Source organism: Roseomonas sp. F4 (assembly GCF_053891155.1).
The window spans coordinates 1,391,614-1,407,762 of the sequence record NZ_JBSSHK010000001.1; the positions used below are offsets into that span (position 1 = coordinate 1,391,614).

General features: G+C 70.4%; 14 protein-coding genes. 7 read left to right on the top strand and 7 right to left on the bottom strand.

Annotated elements, in window-relative coordinates:
* Positions 1 to 97 precede the first annotated feature (97 nt).
* A complete protein-coding gene (locus ACVFYP_RS06785; protein WP_499199362.1) occupies positions 98 to 859 on the top strand; it encodes an SDR family NAD(P)-dependent oxidoreductase in 762 nt (253 codons plus the stop codon).
* Positions 860 to 924: 65 nt separating this feature from the next.
* On the opposite strand, the gene ACVFYP_RS06790 is transcribed toward ACVFYP_RS06785, so the two are convergent.
* Positions 925 to 1,896, bottom strand: coding sequence for a Bug family tripartite tricarboxylate transporter substrate binding protein (locus ACVFYP_RS06790; RefSeq protein WP_499199363.1), 972 nt, complete (start codon positions 1,894 to 1,896; stop codon positions 925 to 927).
* Positions 1,897 to 2,108: 212 nt separating this feature from the next.
* On the opposite strand from ACVFYP_RS06790, the gene ACVFYP_RS06795 reads away from it, so the two are divergent.
* Entirely contained in the window at positions 2,109 to 2,618 is a 510-nt protein-coding gene (locus ACVFYP_RS06795; RefSeq protein WP_499199364.1) for a hypothetical protein, read from the top strand.
* On the opposite strand, the gene denD is transcribed toward ACVFYP_RS06795, so the two are convergent.
* Entirely contained in the window at positions 2,538 to 3,524 is a 987-nt protein-coding gene (gene denD / locus ACVFYP_RS06800; RefSeq protein WP_499199365.1) for a D-erythronate dehydrogenase, read from the bottom strand. The two genes, ACVFYP_RS06795 and denD, sit on opposite strands and share 81 nt — an antisense overlap.
* Positions 3,525 to 3,624: 100 nt before the next feature.
* Here denD and ACVFYP_RS06805 point away from each other — a divergent pair, with 100 nt between their 5' ends.
* The 4 genes from ACVFYP_RS06805 to ACVFYP_RS06820 all read left to right on the top strand — a co-directional run bounded on the left by ACVFYP_RS06805 (position 3,625) and on the right by ACVFYP_RS06820 (position 7,449).
* Positions 3,625 to 4,794, top strand: a complete 1,170-nt coding sequence (locus tag ACVFYP_RS06805) for a diaminopropionate ammonia-lyase (protein ID WP_499199366.1) — start codon at positions 3,625 to 3,627, stop codon at positions 4,792 to 4,794.
* An 84-nt stretch (positions 4,795 to 4,878) separates the two neighbouring features.
* Positions 4,879 to 5,856: a Bug family tripartite tricarboxylate transporter substrate binding protein gene (locus ACVFYP_RS06810; RefSeq protein WP_499199367.1), complete on the top strand. Its 978-nt coding sequence runs from the start codon at positions 4,879 to 4,881 to the stop codon at positions 5,854 to 5,856.
* Between the two features lie 109 nt (positions 5,857 to 5,965).
* Positions 5,966 to 6,964: a Bug family tripartite tricarboxylate transporter substrate binding protein gene (locus ACVFYP_RS06815; protein ID WP_499199368.1), complete on the top strand. Its 999-nt coding sequence runs from the start codon at positions 5,966 to 5,968 to the stop codon at positions 6,962 to 6,964.
* A 14-nt stretch (positions 6,965 to 6,978) separates the two neighbouring features.
* Positions 6,979 to 7,449, top strand: a complete 471-nt coding sequence (locus tag ACVFYP_RS06820) for a cupin domain-containing protein (RefSeq protein WP_499199369.1) — start codon at positions 6,979 to 6,981, stop codon at positions 7,447 to 7,449.
* A gap of 23 nt (positions 7,450 to 7,472) precedes the next feature.
* Here the strand turns inward: ACVFYP_RS06820 and ACVFYP_RS06825 are convergent, their stop codons facing one another.
* The 5 genes from ACVFYP_RS06825 to ACVFYP_RS06845 form a co-directional block, all read right to left on the bottom strand.
* Positions 7,473 to 8,549 (bottom strand): asparaginase, encoded by a 1,077-nt coding sequence (locus tag ACVFYP_RS06825; RefSeq protein WP_499199370.1) that lies wholly within the window; start codon positions 8,547 to 8,549, stop codon positions 7,473 to 7,475.
* Between the two features lie 66 nt (positions 8,550 to 8,615).
* Entirely contained in the window at positions 8,616 to 9,557 is a 942-nt protein-coding gene (locus tag ACVFYP_RS06830; RefSeq protein WP_499199371.1) for a hypothetical protein, read from the bottom strand.
* Complete coding sequence (locus ACVFYP_RS06835) at positions 9,547 to 11,247, bottom strand: hypothetical protein (protein ID WP_499199372.1); 1,701 nt, start codon at positions 11,245 to 11,247, stop codon at positions 9,547 to 9,549. Before ACVFYP_RS06835 ends, ACVFYP_RS06830 begins: the two co-directional genes overlap by 11 nt.
* A gap of 149 nt (positions 11,248 to 11,396) precedes the next feature.
* Positions 11,397 to 13,610 carry a TonB-dependent receptor gene (locus ACVFYP_RS06840; RefSeq protein WP_499199373.1) on the bottom strand — a complete coding sequence of 738 codons (2,214 nt, stop codon included), beginning with the start codon at positions 13,608 to 13,610 and terminating at the stop codon, positions 11,397 to 11,399.
* Between the two features lie 156 nt (positions 13,611 to 13,766).
* The gene (locus ACVFYP_RS06845; RefSeq protein WP_499199374.1) at positions 13,767 to 14,786 is read right to left on the bottom strand and encodes a LacI family DNA-binding transcriptional regulator; all 1,020 of its coding nucleotides are present in this window, start codon (positions 14,784 to 14,786) and stop codon (positions 13,767 to 13,769) included.
* Positions 14,787 to 14,917: 131 nt separating this feature from the next.
* Here ACVFYP_RS06845 and ACVFYP_RS06850 point away from each other — a divergent pair, with 131 nt between their 5' ends.
* Positions 14,918 to 16,102 (top strand): MFS transporter, encoded by a 1,185-nt coding sequence (locus tag ACVFYP_RS06850; RefSeq protein ID WP_499199375.1) that lies wholly within the window; start codon positions 14,918 to 14,920, stop codon positions 16,100 to 16,102.
* The last annotated feature ends 47 nt before the right edge of the window (positions 16,103 to 16,149 follow it).

Below are 16,149 nucleotides of genomic sequence, written 5' to 3' on the forward strand. Positions count from 1 at the left end.
TTCATAACAGGCATTAACGTAATGCATGTTACGGAAACGGGCGAGCACCGCCCACCGAGGTCTCGCGCTGCCGCGGCCTCGTCACGAAAGGTCTCTCATGTCGAATACTCTCAAGGGCAAAGTCGTTCTGATCACCGGCGGCTCGCGCGGCCTCGGTGCCGCGACGGCCGAAGCCTTCGCGGCCCACGGCGCCGATGTCGCGATCAGCTATGCCGCCTCGGCCGACAAGGCCGAAGCCGTGGTGGCGAAGCTGAAGGCGAAGGGCGCGCGGGCGATCGCGATCCGCAGCGACCAGTCCGACCTGTCCTCCGCCACCCCGCTGATCGAGGCGGTGATCGCCGAATTCGGCAAGCTCGACATCCTGGTGAACAATGCCGGCGTCGCGATTCAGGGCCAGCTCGTGGATGATCCCGCGCTGGATGGGGAACGCTACAATCACCAGTGGCAGGTCAATGTCCTGGGCTCCATCGCCAATACCCGCGCGGCGGCGCCCCGGCTGAGCGATGGCGGCCGGATCATCTTCGTCGGCTCCCGCCTCGGCTCCGTCGTGCCCTTCGCCGGGGTTGCCGACTATGCCGGCACGAAATGGGCGCTGGCGGGCTATGCCAAGGGCATCGCGCGCGACCTCGGCCCGCGCAACATCACGGTGAATGTGGTGCAGCCCGGCATCATGCCCACGGACATGGCCGCCGAGGTCGCCGGCGAGTTGCCGAATCGCGACGCCATTCTGGACATGCACCCGATCCGCCGCATCGCGACGCTGGAGGAAGTGGCCGAGACCATCTGCTTCCTCGCCGGCCCCCACGCCGGCTACATCACCGGCGAGACCCTGAGCGTCTCCGGCGGCATCGGCATCTGAGCCGAAGCCCTCTCCCCCCGGCGGGGGAGAGGGTGAGGGGCGCGGGCCCGCCGATGCTCCGCCTCTCAGCTCCGCCAGGGCCGGCGCTGCCACAACCCCTGCAGCACCGCATGGTCCGCGCGCATCATGTCGCGATAATCCTTGCCCACCAGCGGCCGCAGCGGCAGGCCGGTGCGCTCCGCATCGGCGATCAGCGCCGGGTCGGCCAGTGCCTCGCGGAAGGCCGTCTCCAGCTTCACGCGGATTTCCTCCGGCAGGCCGGGCGGCGCGCCGATGCCGCGGGCGGAGCCGCCGAGCACGTCATAACCCTGTTCCCGGAAGGTCGGCACCTGGTCGGTCGGCGCCCAGCGCTCCGGCCCGCCCTGGGCCAGGCAGCGGATGCGGCCTTCCCGCATCAGGGCCACGCCCTCGCTCATATTGAAGCTGCCCACCGGTAGGCTGCCGCCCATCACGTCCCGCTGCACCGGCGCCGTGCCGTTATAGGGGATGTGCAGCATCCGCACGCCGGCCGCTTCCTCGAAGCTCAGCTGCAGCATGTGGTCGTCGGAGCCGATACCGGCGGTGCCGACGCCAATCCCCTCCGGGTCCTTCTTCGCCGCTTCCTTCAGATCGTCCAGTGTGCGCCAGGGGCTGTCGGCGCGCACCCAGAAGCCGCCCGGATCATCCACCACATTGGCGATGTAGGTGAAATCCTCCGGCCGGTAGCGGGGGGTGCGTTCCACCGCGATGGCATGCATCGCCGTATTGGTCAGCGCGCCCAGCGTGTAGCCATCCGGCGCCGCGTTGAACAAGGCCTCGAAGCCGAGCTGGCCGGCGGCGCCGGGGCGGTTGACGATGGCGAAGCGCGCGCCGGGAAGGCGCGGCGTCACGAAATGCACGATGGGGCGGACCATGTTGTCCACGCCGCCGCCGGGCGGGAAGGGGACGATCACCTCGATGGCGCGGTCGGCGGGCCAGGCGGCCTTGGCGAGCCTTGGCGCGGTCAGGGTGGCGATGGAGGTGGCGGCGGCACCCAGCAGGATGCGGCGGGTGGTCATTTCAGGGTCCCTCCCAGGACGTTTCCCGCAGCATGCCGGTGGAAGGGATGGGATGCAACCGTTTGAGTTCATGGGAAAAAACGTTCTGCGGGACGAAACGGGGGCAACCCGGGCGGCGGCCATAGGTTTTACCGATGGTGGCGACAGCCACGCCGTCTTGGCCTGATCCGTCGCAATGGCGGCAGGCTGTCGCCGTTGCAGGAGAGACCCCCATGTGCCGCCCCGCTTCCACCCTGGCCCTGCTGCTGACCTTGGCCGCCACACCCGCTTTGGCCGAGACCCCCTTTCCTTGCCAGTCAGGACCGGAGGCCAGCCCCAGCTATCTGGTGGCGGAGCGCTTCGAGCTTGTGGTGATCGCCGACCCGCGACCGCAGGCCCGCAGCGAATACCGCATGATCGTGCGCAACCCGCATGACTTCCCGGCCGCCGTGCTGACGGGAATCACGCTTCGCGGCATTGTGGAGGCGCCGGCCGAGCCGGTGGTGGTGGCGCCGCACGCCACCGCCGTCGTGCCGATCGGGTATTTCCCCCTGAACATGTCCCGCGGCCGCATGGCCCCGCCGATGCTGGAGGAGGTGCGCGCGGCGATGACCATCCCGCTGTGCCAGATCTTCCCAACCGGCCCGGCGGAGGAGATGCCCTCAGCCGATCTCGCGATCCCGTCGCGTGGCCTCCAGATCGTCCGCGATGAATCCGCGTATGACATCCGCCAGCGGCTCTGAACGGACGAAGCCTAGGCCCGGGGCGCGGGTCGCGGCGAAGCTGGCGGGCCAGCCGGCGACGATCGCCTCCACCTCCGCATCCTCGATCCGGCGGGCCAGGGCGCGGGCCTCGGGCCCGGCGACCTCAGCCAGGGCGTCCAGGATCTGGTAGATGCTGGCCGAAATGCCCGGCGGGTTGATGCCGCGGTCGCGGCCCAGCGCGGCGCTGTCCATCGCCGCCGCATGCGCCAGCCAATCCACCGCCCGGCGTGGGGAGCAGACCCAGACCCGGAAATCCTCCGCCACCGGATAGGTCGCCTCCAGCCCCAGCAGCGGTTCCCGCACGATGGAGGAGACGAAGGAGCTGGCGGCGCGGTTCGGGCGGCCTGGCCGCACCATCACCGTGGGCAGGCGGATGGAAACGGCATCCAGGAAGCCGCGCCGGGTCGCATCGGCCAGCAGCAACTCCCCGATCGCTTTCTGGGCGCCGTAGCTGTTGGTGGGAAGCTGTCGCGCCTCATCCGCCACATTCGCCGCCTGCCCGCCGTCGAAGGAGGCGACGGAGGAGGTGAAGACGACCCGGGGTGGTTGGGGCAGCTTGCGGCAGGTGTCGATCAGCGCCTGGGTACCGGCGATGTTCACCCGGATGCCAAGGTCGTAATCGGCCTCCGCCGCCGCGCTGACCACGGCCGCCAGATGCACCACCAGCCCGGTGCCGGGCGGAATCGCGCGGGCCAGCGTCGCCGCATCGGCCACGTCGCCGGCCAGGCAATGGACGGGGAAGGGGGCGTCGAGCGGCGCGGGCTGGTGCAGGTCGAACAGCGTCAGCGCCGTGATGGGTTGGTCGCCAACCTTCCCATCCGCCGCGAAACGCGCCGCCAGCCGGCGGCCCAGAAAGCCGCCGCCGCCCAGAATCGTGACCTGCATCAGGCGCTCCACCCCATGTTGCTCGGCGCGCAGAGTGCCGCCAGACGGGCCGGGCGCCAAGCGATTGCCGGCGGGGGCGGGGCGCGCCACTCTCCGCCGCATGATCCCAGACCGCGCCTCCCGCCTTCTCATCAACCGTCGCCACGGCACGCCCGGCCTGGTGGTGCTGCCGGAGGCCGGCTTCCGGCGCGCCAGGGCGGAGATCACCGCCTGGCCAGGCTATGCGCCGACCCCGCTGCTCGACCTGGCGGATGTCGCCACGGCCGCGCGGGTGGCTTCCGTGCATTGGAAGGATGAGGGCGGGCGCTTCGGCCTAGGCAGCTTCAAGGCGCTGGGCGGCGCCTATGCGGTGCTGCGGCTGCTGGTCGCGGAACTTGCCCGGCGCGGCGTCGCCAATTCGGCCACGGCGGTGGAGCTGGAAGCGGGCGCGCATCGGGAAGCGGTGCGCGGCATCACGGTCACCTGCGCCACGGATGGCAATCACGGCCGCTCCGTCGCCTGGGGCGCCCGGCGTTTCGGGGCACGCTGCGTGATCTTTGTGCATGAGACGGTCAGCCAGGGCCGCCGCGACGCCATCGCGCAATACGGCGCCGAGATCCGCGTCGTGCCCGGCAATTACGACGATGCGGTGCGGGAGGCCGCCCGGATGGCGGAGGCCGAGGGCTGGTTCGTCGTCTCCGACACCTCCTATGAGGGATATACCGAGGTGCCGCGCGACGTGATGCAGGGCTACCGGCTGATGGCCGATGAGGCGGCGGACCAGCTCGCCGGCCAGGCGCCGACGCATTGCTTCATCCAGGGCGGCGTCGGCGGCGTGGCGGCGGCGGTGGCGATCCAGCTGCGCAGCCGCTTCGGGCCGGATGTGAAGATCGTGGTGGTGGAGCCGGAAAAGGCCGCCTGCCTGCTGGAAAGCGCCGAGGCCGGCGCCCCGGTGACGGTGGAAGGCGATCTCGACACGCTGATGGCGGGGCTGGCCTGTGGCGAGCCCAGCCTGCTGGCCTGGCAGGAGCTGGAACGGGCAGCCTATGCCTTCATGGCGGTGCCCGATGCCAGCGCCGTGGATTGCATGCGCCTGCTGGCCCGCCGGGTGCCGAAGGTGGTGGCCGGGGAGAGTGCGGTGGCCGGGCTCGCGGCCCTGCTGCTGGCCGCCCGCGACCCGATGTACCGCGCTTTGCTGGGGCTGGAGGCCGCGAGCCGGGTGCTGCTGTTCGGCACCGAAGGCGCGACCGATCCGGATCTCTACGCAAGCTTGATGGACGGTTCGCATTGACGCTGGGCTGTTGCATTGCGACATGGGTTAACATCCAGGGTCGCTGTTAACGCAGGCCCGCGAACAATTCGGAGAGATGTCCGCATGAACCGTCGCCACCTTCTCGGCGCCGCCGCGGCCGCATTGGCCGCCCCCGCTCTCACCACCGCAGCCCGCGCGCAGGGCAACTGGCCGTCCCAGCCCGTTCGCCTCGTGGTGCCTTTCGCCGCCGGTGGCCCCACTGACATTCCGGCGCGGCTTTTCGCGGAACGTGTCGGCGCCATCCTGCCGCAGCGCATCATCGTGGAAAACCGCACGGGTGCCGGCGTCCTGGTCGGCACGGAGGTGGTGGCCAAGGCGACCGACGGCCACACCTTCCTCTACACCACTGTGGCCCATGCCGTGCTGCGCGCCCTGTTCCAGCGCCTGCCCTTCGATCCGGAGGCGGATTTCGTGCCGGTCGCGCTGGTCGGCGTGATTCCGATGCTGATCACCGTGGGCCGGAGCTCCCCGGTGCGCGATCTGCGCGGGTTGCAGGCGGCGCTGAAGGCCGATCCGGGTGGCATGACCTATGCCTCCTCAGGCAATGGCGGCGCGCTGCACCTGGCGACCGAGCTGATGCTGCGCGCCATGGATGCCCGCGCCCTGCATGTGCCCTATCGCGGCACCGCGGCGGCCATGCCGGATGTGCTGAACGGCACCATTCCGCTGATTGTCGACGTCGCGACCACCGCGTTGCCCTATGCCCAGCGCGGCGAGACGCGGGGCCTGGCGGTGATGGACACGGCCCGCCTGCCGCAGCTGCCCGATGTGCCGACCACCGCCGAGGCCGGTTTCCCGGGCCTTGAGGCCTATACCTGGCACATGGTGCTGGCGCCGAAGGGCACCCCGGCGAATGTGGTGCAGTCGGTCAACCAGGCCTTCATGCAGGTGGCCGCGGAGGCCGCGGTTCAGCAGCGCCTGTCCGACCTCGCCATGCGGCTGGTCACCGACAGCACCCCGGAATCGGCCGCCGCCTGGCTGCGGGACGAGACCCAGAAGTGGACCGCGGTGGTCCGCGAGGCGAACATCACCATCAATTGAGTGCGACCCCGGCCGGCGTCTTTGATTGACGCCGGCCACCACTCTCCCCCAAACAGATGTGTCCAGGAACGCAACGGGCGGGACACATCGCCCGAGGGGAGAGCATGTCATGACGACTCCGATTTTTCGGCGGCGGCACCTGTTGGCCATTGGCGCCGGCGGTTTGGCCGCCCCCGCTTTGCTGCGGCCCGCCGCGGCGCAACCGGCCTGGCCGAGCCAGCCGGTCCGCATGGTGGTGCCCTTTGCCGCCGGCGGTCCCACCGATGTCCCGGCCCGCCTGTTGGCGGATGAGATGTCCAAGGTCCTGCCGAACCGCATCGTCGTGGAAAACCGCACCGGCTCGGGCGTGGTGGTCGGCACGGATGCGGTGGCCAAGGGGCCGCAGGACGGCTCCATGCTGCTCTATTCCACCGTCGCCCATGCGGTGACGCGGGCGATGTTCCCCAGCCTGCCCTTCGACCCGATCGGCGATTTCACGCCTTGCGCCCTGGTCGGCCAGGTGCCGGTGATCCTGCTGGTCAACAAGGACTTCCCGGCGCGGAACCTGGTCGAATTCATCGCCCAGTTGAAGGAGAATCCGGGCCGGTATGACTATGCCTCCTCCGGCAATGGCGGCGCGGTGCATCTGGCGACGGAGCTGTTCCTGCATGCCGCCGGCGGGCTGCGGGTGAACCATGTGCCCTATCGCGGCTCCTCCGCCGCGCTGCCGGATGTGCTCTCCGGCCGGGTGCCGATGATCTTCGACATCGCCGCCTCCGCGCTGCCCTATGCCCGGTCGGGCGAGCTGCGCGCGCTGGGCATCAGCACGAAGGAGCGTTCGCCGCTGGCGCCGGAGATCCCGACCATGATCGAGCAGGGCGTCGCCGGATATGAGGCCTATACCTGGCACATGGTCTTCGCCCGCAGCGGCACGCCGGCGCCGGTGATCCAGGCGGTGAACCGCGCGGTGAATGCGGCGGTGAATCTGCCGGCGGTCAAGGAACGCCTGCTGGGCCTGGCCATGCAGGTGGTCGGCGACAGCACGCCGGACTCCGCCGCGGCCTATCTGCGCAGCGAGATCGGCGTGTGGGAGCCCCTGGTGCGCGCGGCCAATATCCGCGCGAACTGAGGCAGAATCTTCCCATGCCCGCCGCGACGCCCTTCGATCCGCTCGGCCTGCCCGAGAGCAACGCCACCGGCTATCCCGAGCCATATGCGACGGAAGCCCGGCTGCGCTGGAACCGGAAGCTGGGCGACGCGGCGGGGCTGACGCAGTTCGGCGTCAACCTGACCCGCATCGCGCCGGGCGGCCGATCTTCCCAGCGCCATTGGCACCTGAAGGAGGATGAGTTCGTCTATGTGCTGGAGGGGGAGGCGGTGCTGCACAGCGATGCCGGGGAACGGCCACTGCGCCCCGGCATGTGCGTGGGCTTCCCGGCCGGGCACACCGATGGGCACTGCGTGCTGAACAGGTCGGACCAGGACGTGCTGTTGCTGGTCGTGGGCAGCCGCATGCCGGGCGAGGTTGCCGAATATCCCGACATCGATCTGCGCATCGCGCCCGGCGCGGATGGCACGCGCAGTTTCACCCGGAAGGACGGCACGCCTTACTGACGTGCCGTCCTCGCGGCATCAGCTCAGAAGAAGGCTTCCTTCACGCCGCCGAGCCAAAAGCCCAGCGTTGCCTTGGTCTCGCTGGTCGGCACCGGCTTCTCGAAGACGATCTCGGTGCCGCCAACCAGCGCGCCGGTGCTGTCGGTGATCTGCGGGTTCACCGCATCGACCAGCGCCTCCGCCTCTGCCAGCGGCAGCACGCCGTAATGGCCGAGGGTGCGGGCCAGCACGCCGTACTTCACCCGCGCCGAACCATCGGCGGTCTTGATGGCGATGCCGAGGCCGCGTTCCGGCACGGCGGCCAGCAGGAAGCCCTCTGCGCCACCCTTCACCACCACGCGCCCACCGGTCGCCCGGATGATGCGGGAGGTGGGGGAATCGAGGCCGGACAGATGGTCCGGAAAGGCCGCCATGGCGCCCAGAACCCGCTTCGCCGCGGCGCGGCGGGCGGGATTGGGTGAGTAGCCAAGGCCGAGCCGCGCGGTCGCCTTGGCCAGGTCCCGCATCGGCATGGCCAGGGCCGGCAGGCCGCAGCCGTCGCGCCCGACCGGCAGCTTCGTCGCATCCCGGCCGAGATAGTCGGAGAGGATCGACACATAAAGCCGCTGCGCCGGATGCGCCGGATCAGCGTAGTTCAGATCCGCGCCGAGGTGCCGCGCCACGGTCAGGAAGCCGCAATGCTTGCCGGAGCAGTTGTGGTAGATGCGCCGCGCGCCGCCATTCGCGAAGGCCGTCGCCTGGTCGGCTTCGTGCCGCGGCAGGGCCGGGCCGCAGACCAGGGCCGATTCATCCAGCCCCAGCCGGTCCAGCCAGGCGCTGACCAGCGCGACCTGGAAGGGCTGCGCATCGTGGGAGGCGCAGGCCATGGCGATGTGGTCGTCGCCGAGCCCGAAAGCATCCGCCGCGCCGCTCTCCACCAGGCCCATCGCCTGGAAGGGCTTCAGGGCGGAGCGTGGGAAGGTCATGAGGCCGGCATCGCCCCAGCTTCCGACAAGCTTCCCCTCGAAATCCGCGACCACCACCGTGCCGCGATGCACGCTCTCAACCACCGGCCCGCGCCAGATCCGCGCGAGCTCGACATAGTCGGTGCCGTCCGTCATCCAAAGCCCTCCCTGGCCAATCTGACAGTCTGTGGGGAGGATTGGCCGGGGCGCAAGGTTGTTGCGCTAAGCTGCGCGTTCCGGGCGGCCATAGACCGCGGCGATGGCGGGCGAGGCCTCTCGCCACTTTACATAGACCTTTCCGATATCCGACAGCGGCTTCATCAACAGCCGCAAGTTCACCAGGAAGGCGGCCGCGCCGGCGATCTCGCCGCCGCCTGGCAGCAAAGCGGGCGCCAGATACCAGGCGAGCAAGGCGGAGGCGCCGACGAAGCTCCACAGCATCGCGTCCAGCCCTCGTTCGGTGAGCCATTTCAGCACTTCGAAGCGCAGCGTGCCGCGGAAGATGCGTTCCTGCGTCGCGGCGAAATCACCTTCGCGCCCGCGCCCGGTGCTGGCGGCGATGTGCCGCTGCCAGCCGAGGATCTGGCCGCTGATCGCCTCCAGCCGATGGCCCAGCAGCCAGACGCAGGCGAGTGCCGGCAGCACGGCGGCCAGCATCAGCGGCACCCATTCCGCGCCCAGCGTCAGCTGCCAGGCGAGCACGCCCGTGATCTCGGCCGGAATGCGCCAGCCATCCTTGTAGACGGCCTCGAATCCCTTGCGCGCCACCTCGCAGCCGAACAGCACCTGGCTGACATCGCGCGGCGCATCCTCCGTCCGGCGTCGGTCGAGATAGGTGCGCTGGAGATTGACGAGGATGCGGGCCTCCATCGCCTTGGACGCCATCTTCTCCGCGAATTCGCAGCAGGCGACGGCCAGCAGCACGGCGGCGGCGACCGGTGCGAGGTCCGTCAACAGACCTCCCAGCGTCGCCTCCGGCAGGCGCAGCGCGGCGACGGCATCCCGCGCCAGCCAGGCATAGGCCGGCATGGCGGCGGCCTTGGCGGCGAGCGCCGCCATCAGCGCGGCGACGAACCAGCGCAGCCGCCAGAGCGTCGCCGCCATCTCCGCCGCGAGATGCGCGGGGACGGCGCGTGCCGCCCCCATCACCATCTCACCCGGCATCGGGCAGGCTGAAGCCGGAGATCCGGGCGCGGTCGGTCAGCAGTGCGGTGCCATCCGGCAGCAGCGCGACGGAGCGCACACCGGCGGGGAAGCCCGGCACGGCCTGCCAGGTGCCGCCTTCGCGCTTCTGCCAGGCGGCGTGGCGGCTCCAGGCGAGGATGCGACCATCCCGCGCCGTCAGGCTGAACTCGCCACTCTTGCCGCCTTCCGGCGTTGCGTCCGTCGTCGTGCCATCGGCGGCGATCGCCACCAGCCCGTCCTCGGCGGTGGCCAGCAGGGCGGCGCCATCGGCGACGAAGCTCGCCTCATGCAGCGCCACATCGGCGAAGGGGGCGACGGCGCCGGCCGCATCCAGGCGCAGCAGGCCATGGCCATCGACCGCCATCAGCAGCCCGTCCTTGGTGAAGGCCAGGCCCTCGATGGAGGCCGCTGGCACGGCATCGACCGGGCCGAGATGCTCGGGATTGTCGAGTGCGGCGCTGAACAGGCCCTGCTTGGTGCCCAGCCACAGCTTGCCGGCGCCGACGGCCAGGCTGCGCAGCTCGCCGAAATGGCGGACGCCCTTGGCCAGCTTCGGCTTCAGGTAGTCGATCCGCGCGCCATTGCTCTGGGTGACGAAAAGGCCGCGCTGGGTCAGCAGGAACCAGCGCCCGTCCTCGGCGCGGGCCATGCGCTCGGCATCCAGCACGTCCCATTCGGCATCGGCCTTCTGCCAGCTCGCACCGCCATCCGCGCTGTGGAAGCTGCCGAAGGAGCAGGTGGACAGGACATTGGCCTCATCCAGCGCGAACAGCCGCTTGCGCTTGCCCAGCACGCGGTCCGTGAACAGGCCGACCGAGAGGTCGCTCACGCGGTGGCGCAGCGGGTCGAACAGGAACAGGCCCTGCACGCCGCCGAACAGGATGCCTTCCGGCAGCAGATGCACATGTTCCGCGTCGGCCAGCGCCGGGTGGAAGATCTCGGCCTTGCGGCGGCCGGGCCCGGCGATCTCCGCCTTGTCGCCATCCAGCACCAGCACGCCACCATCGGCGCGCAGCTCGGCAGCGGTGATCGGGTGCTTCTTGTAGCCGCCGGGCGTGGCGGCGCGCGGGCGGGCTCCGCGCCACTTGGTGACGATGCGCGTGGCATCGGCGGCGACGACGATGTCGCCGTAATCGCCCATCTCCGTCACGGTCCAGGTCGCGCCGCCGTCGAGGCTTTCGGCCAGCGCCGGCAGGCGCTTCACGCCCTGCTTCTTCACCGCGACCAGGATGCGGCCGGGCTGTTCCCAGATGCGGATCACCTCGAAGCCCGGTTCGCCAAGCAGGCGGGTCCAGCCGGCTTCACCGAAGGCGAAGACGCCGGTCTTGCTGCCGGCCAGGATGCGGCCGGAGGCGGCGGTGACCGGGCCAAGCTTTTCGCCCTCCGGCCCCTCGATCCAGCGCAGGACGCGGCCGGTGCCATCGGCTTGGAGCAGGCGGCGGCCGATCACGGCGACGAAGCCGCCCGGCGCCGGCCCGAGGCCGCGGACTTCCTCCGCCGGCAGGCCGGGCAGGGGGGCCAGCTTCTGGCCGGCTTCGTAGCGCAACAGGCCGCCCTGGGTCGCGACGAGGATCGCGTCGTCGAGGCGGAGCGTCGCCTTCACCTCGGCGCGCGCGGCAGCCTCGATCGCGGAGGGATCGCGCGGCAGCACGCCGGCGGCGGCTGTCATATGAATATCCATGGGGTGTTCCAAATTCGGCGACCGGCCCGGCCCTGTGGCCGGGGTGCCCTCGCAAGGGTCGCTGGCGGTCGCTGTTCAGGGTTGCGGAAGGCATCCCCACGAATGAGAATGCCTCGCAACTGGGTTTGCGTCAAGCGCTACAAACTGATTCTCACGCCGACGAAGAAGGTGCGGCCGCTGTCGATTGTGGCGCGGCGCGACAGGATGTCGTCCGTCATCTCGAACTCGTCGCGGTTCTGGTTCAGCAGGTTCTGGGCCGTGCCGAAGACCACCACGCCCGGTGCCACGCGCTGCTGCGCGGACAGGTCAAGAAAGGTGGTCGGGTTGATCTCCTTGTAGAGCTGCGACCCGTTGCCCTGGTAGCTGCGGATCAGCCGGGTGGAGGTGTAGGTGACATTCGCCGCCAGCACCGTGCCGGTCTGCCGGTCGTTCCATTCCAGCCCGGCATTGCCGACGAAGCGCGGCACTTCGCTGAAGCGGCGCGGGCCGGTGGCGGGATCATTCACCCGGCTGTCCAGGAAGGTCTGGTTCAGCCGCAGGGTCAGCGGCGCCAGGGACGGCAGGCCGAGCAAAGCGGCGCCGAGCCGCTGCTCGAATTCCAGACCCTTCACACGGCCATTGCCGACATTGGAATAGTTGTAGGTGTTGGTCGCGGTTTCGGCGGCTTCCACCACATCGGTGATCTGCCGCAGGAAGACGCCGGCCGAGAGGAAGACGTCCCGCGTCGCATATTCCACGCCGGCATCCCAGGACCAGGACCGCGCGGGCTCCAGATCCGGATTGCCGTAGTAGCTGCGGTTGCCGCGCACGGTGAAGCCGGGCGCCAGCTCCTGCAATGTCGGGCGGTTCACCTGGCGGCTTACGGCACCGCGCAGCGACAGCGTGTCGGTAAGGCGGAACACCGCGGGCAGCGAGGGCAGCACATCCGTATAGCCGGGCGTCGAACTGCCCTGCGATCCGGAGAGATCGAGCGACACGCTTTCCAGACGCAGGCCGGGCGAGATGGTCAGCCGCCCGATCGTCCAGCGATCCTGCACGAAGCCGGCGAGGTAGGTCTCGCTGGCCGTGTAGTCGGCCGCGGCGGAGCGGGATCGGTCGGTGGCCGTCTGTGTCACACGGTCCTGCGCATCCAGCGTGTACAGATCCGCATCGCTGTCGCGCGACAGATGCCGCAGCTGCACGCCCGTGCGCAGTTCGTGCCCCGGCAGGGCCGGCGGCCGCCAGGCGAAGCGCAGGCCGAGATCGTATTGCTGGTCGTCGATCCGGCTGCGTTCGCGTGAGGCCTCGGAGAAGGCGCCGGTCGTGCCGGTGACGCGGGTGGTGTTCTCGCTGGCGAAATCGGCGAGGGAGAAGGCTGCGTCCATTTCCATGGTCACCTGGGCGCCCAGGGCCTGGCGCAGGCTGACGGCGGTGCCGCCGAGCGTCAGCCGCTCATCGCCCTCGCCACGGCTTCGGCTGATGAGCTGGCCGGTGAGGCGGCGATAGGCATCGCGCTGCTTGCCGTTGTCGATCGTCTCATCGAACAGGAAGGGACGGACGGTGAGCTGACCGCCATCCCATTGCCAGCCGAGATTGAGGAAGGCATCGAGATTGCGGGAATCCTTCGGCTCGGATTCGTCGATCAACTGGCCCGCGCCGCCCGGCCCGCCCTGGAAGGTACGCTCGGAAAAGTCCTTCACCTTGATGATCTGGCGCCGGTCGAGCGTGACCGCGCCCATCACGCCAAAGCCTTCGCCGAAGCGGCGCGCCATCAGCGCGCTGGTGGTGAAGTGGCGGCCGTCGAACAGCGAATCGCGGCCGCCGGCGGCCAGCCGCACCTCCGTCACGTCCTGCTGCGGCAGGGCGCGCAGGCGCAGCGAAACGCGGCCGCCGATGCCGTCCGAGTCGGTGCTGGCATCCGGATTGCGCAGGATGCCCACCTCCTCCAGCAGGAAGCCGGGCAGGTTCATCAGCTCCAGCGCCCGGCCCTGCGCGCCGGAGGGCAGTTGCAGCCCGTCCACCTGCACGCGGGTGTAATCCGGCGTCAGGCCACGCAGGCCGAAGGACTTGGCCTCGCCAGGCGGGCCGGAGGTCACGACGCCGGGCAGGCGGGGCAGGATGTCGCTGGCGCGTTCGCTGGGCAGCGTGTCGAAGACGGCGCGCGGGATGCGGACGGAGGGGACCTCATCCGCAAGGCGCGCCGCCTCTGGCGCGGCGCGATCGGCCTCCGTGGTGATGCGCGGCAGGCGCAGTGGGTCCTGTTCGGAGGCATTCTGGCCGAGCGCCGCGGCGGGCAGGAGCCAGGGCAGGGTGGACAGCAACAGGCGCGCACGGCGCGAGCGCGCCGCGCCACGACGGTGGGTGGTCTCCATGGTTGGAAATGGTCCTGTGGCGGCCACCCGAACGAGGCGGGAGGTGCCGGTTCAGGGTCGCGGAGCGCGTCCCCACCGCGCTTTTGATCCGCTTGCAGTTGCGAGTCAATCGCATTTGCAAATGCGCGTGATCCGCCACGCGCCGGCGCCGTGCGCTCAGGGGGCGGAAGGCAGTGCCCGGCAACTGTCGCGCAGCACCAGGCGTGTCGGCAGTTTCAGGCAGCGAAAGCCCTCCGGCGCCGTGCCCTGCATCCGTTCCAGCAGCATGGCCGCGGCGTGGCGGCCCATCTCCGGCAGGTCCCATTGCAGGGCGGTAACGGGCGGGGCGTGGAATTCCGCCAGCTCCGAATCGCTACCGGCGATCAGCGCGACATCGCGACCCACTTCGCAGCCCAGCGCCCGCAAGGCGCGCAGCGTGCCGCCCAGCATGTCCATGGCGGCGACGAAGATGGCCGTGGGCGGCGCGGCCAGGCCCATCAGCGCCATGGTTTCCCGGAACGCATCCTCCGGCGACAGCACCCGATCCCGCAGCAGACCCTGGTCCGCTGCCACCCCCGCCTCGGCGAAAGACTCGAAAAAGCCCTGGACGCGGCTGCGGGAGGGGAAGGCGTTGGTGTCGCCGACCAGCATCGCGATGCGGCGATGGCCCTGGCCGATCAGGTGGCGCATGGCCTGGGCCGCGCCGGCGCGGTGGTCCGCGGTGACGCGGTCATGGGTCGCGATGCGGTCGCGGTCGATCAGCAGCACCGGCATCGGCGCTTCCGCCAGCGCCTGGAGGACGCCGGGATGCGCCTCGTCGCTGATCGTCATCATCACCCCATCGACGCGGCGGCGGGCGAAGGCGTGCAGCAGGCCGATCTCCACCTCCGGCCGGTTGCCGGTGCTGGACAGGATCAGGGTGTGCCCGGCCTCCCGCAGCAGGCGCTCAGCCTCCTTGATGAAGCCGGCGAAGGCGGGGATGTCGAAGTCGCGGATGGCGCAGGCGACCAGGCCGCTGCGGCCGCCGCGCAGGCTCTGGGCGATGGTGTCCCGCTCATAGCCCAGCGCGGCGATGGCGGCCTGGACCTTCTGGCGCAGCGGCGCCGCCACGCTGGGATGGCCGTTCAGCACGCGGGAGACGGTGCCCACCGCCACGCCGGCCTGCCGCGCCACATCGCCGATCTTTGCCCGTTTCATAGGGCTCCCCCCGCTGTCCCGGTTGTCCGGCCGGCTTGACGCCGGTGTTGTGAACCGGTTCATAACAGGGATCGCACAGGAAGCGGAGGCCTCCCACGTCCGAATCCGCCCGCCGCCGCGCCGCCATCACCGTGCCGCTGCTGGCCTCCATCGCCTTCGCCAATGCGCTGGGCGCGGTGCTGTTCTTCCCGCTCGGACCCTTCCTGGCCCGCGACCTTGGCGTTCCGGTCGAGGATACGGCGCTGACCACCACCGCCTATACCATCGCCGCCGGCATTGGCGGGCTGGTGGGGGCGCTGCTGCTGGGCGGGGTCAGCCGGCGGGTCGCGGTGCTGGGCTCGCTCTGCGGGCTAGGGGTCTTCGCGCTGGCCACCGGGCTGGCGCCGAATTTTCCGCTGTTGCTGCTGGCGCGCGTCTGCGCGGGCGCTTTCGCGGGGCCGCTGATGGCCGCCGTGGTGACCAGCATCGCGGAGGCGGTGCCGGAGGAACGGCGCAACCGCGCGGTCAGCAGCGTGACCGGCGCCTATGGCCTGGCGCTGGTCGTGGGCCTGCCGCTGGCTTTGGTGCTGAGCGCCTCTGCCGGCGGCTGGCGCACGCCGATCCTCGCCATCGGCGTGCTGTATCTGCTGCTGCTCTGGCCGGTCTGGCACCTGCTCGGGCCACGCCCTGGGGAGCCGCCACCGCCGCCGCGCCCAAAGGTCACCGTCTCCGGCCTGTTGCGGCTGCTGGGGCGGGCGGAGAGCCTCACCGGGCTGGCGCTGATCGGCGCGGCCTCCGCCGCCACGCTGCTCGTCTCGCCGCATATCGCGGCCTATGCGCTGGGCAATGTGGGCATCAGCGAGGAAGGGCTGCGGCTGATCTATCTGATCGGCGGGGCGCTGGCCGTGGTCACCACCCGTGCGACCGGCACGCTGATGGACCGGGTGGGGGTGCTGCCGGCCTCCCTGACCGTGGGCTGCGTGCTGACGGCGGTGTTGGTCGCCGCCTTCACCCTGCCAGGGCCGCTCTGGCTGGTCACGGCCTTGCTGGGCACGGTGCTGGCGGTGCAGCTGGCGCGCAGCACGGTGGCGCAGGGCAGCGCGACGCGGGTGGCGCTGCCGGCGCAGCGCATGACCTATCAATGCCTGGTCGCCGCCACCACAAGCCTGGGCCAAGGCCTGGGCTCCGCCGCCTCCACCCTGGTGCTGCGGGAACGGCCGGATGGCGGGCTGGACCATATGGGCTGGATGGTCGGCGCCAGCATCGCTTTAGCTTGGCTGGCGCCGTTGCTGGTGATGCTGCTGCACCGGCAATTGGCGCAGCGTGAGGCTGAATGAACCGTTTCATGGACTCCGCCCCGCCGCTTCGCTAGCCTCCTCCAGCA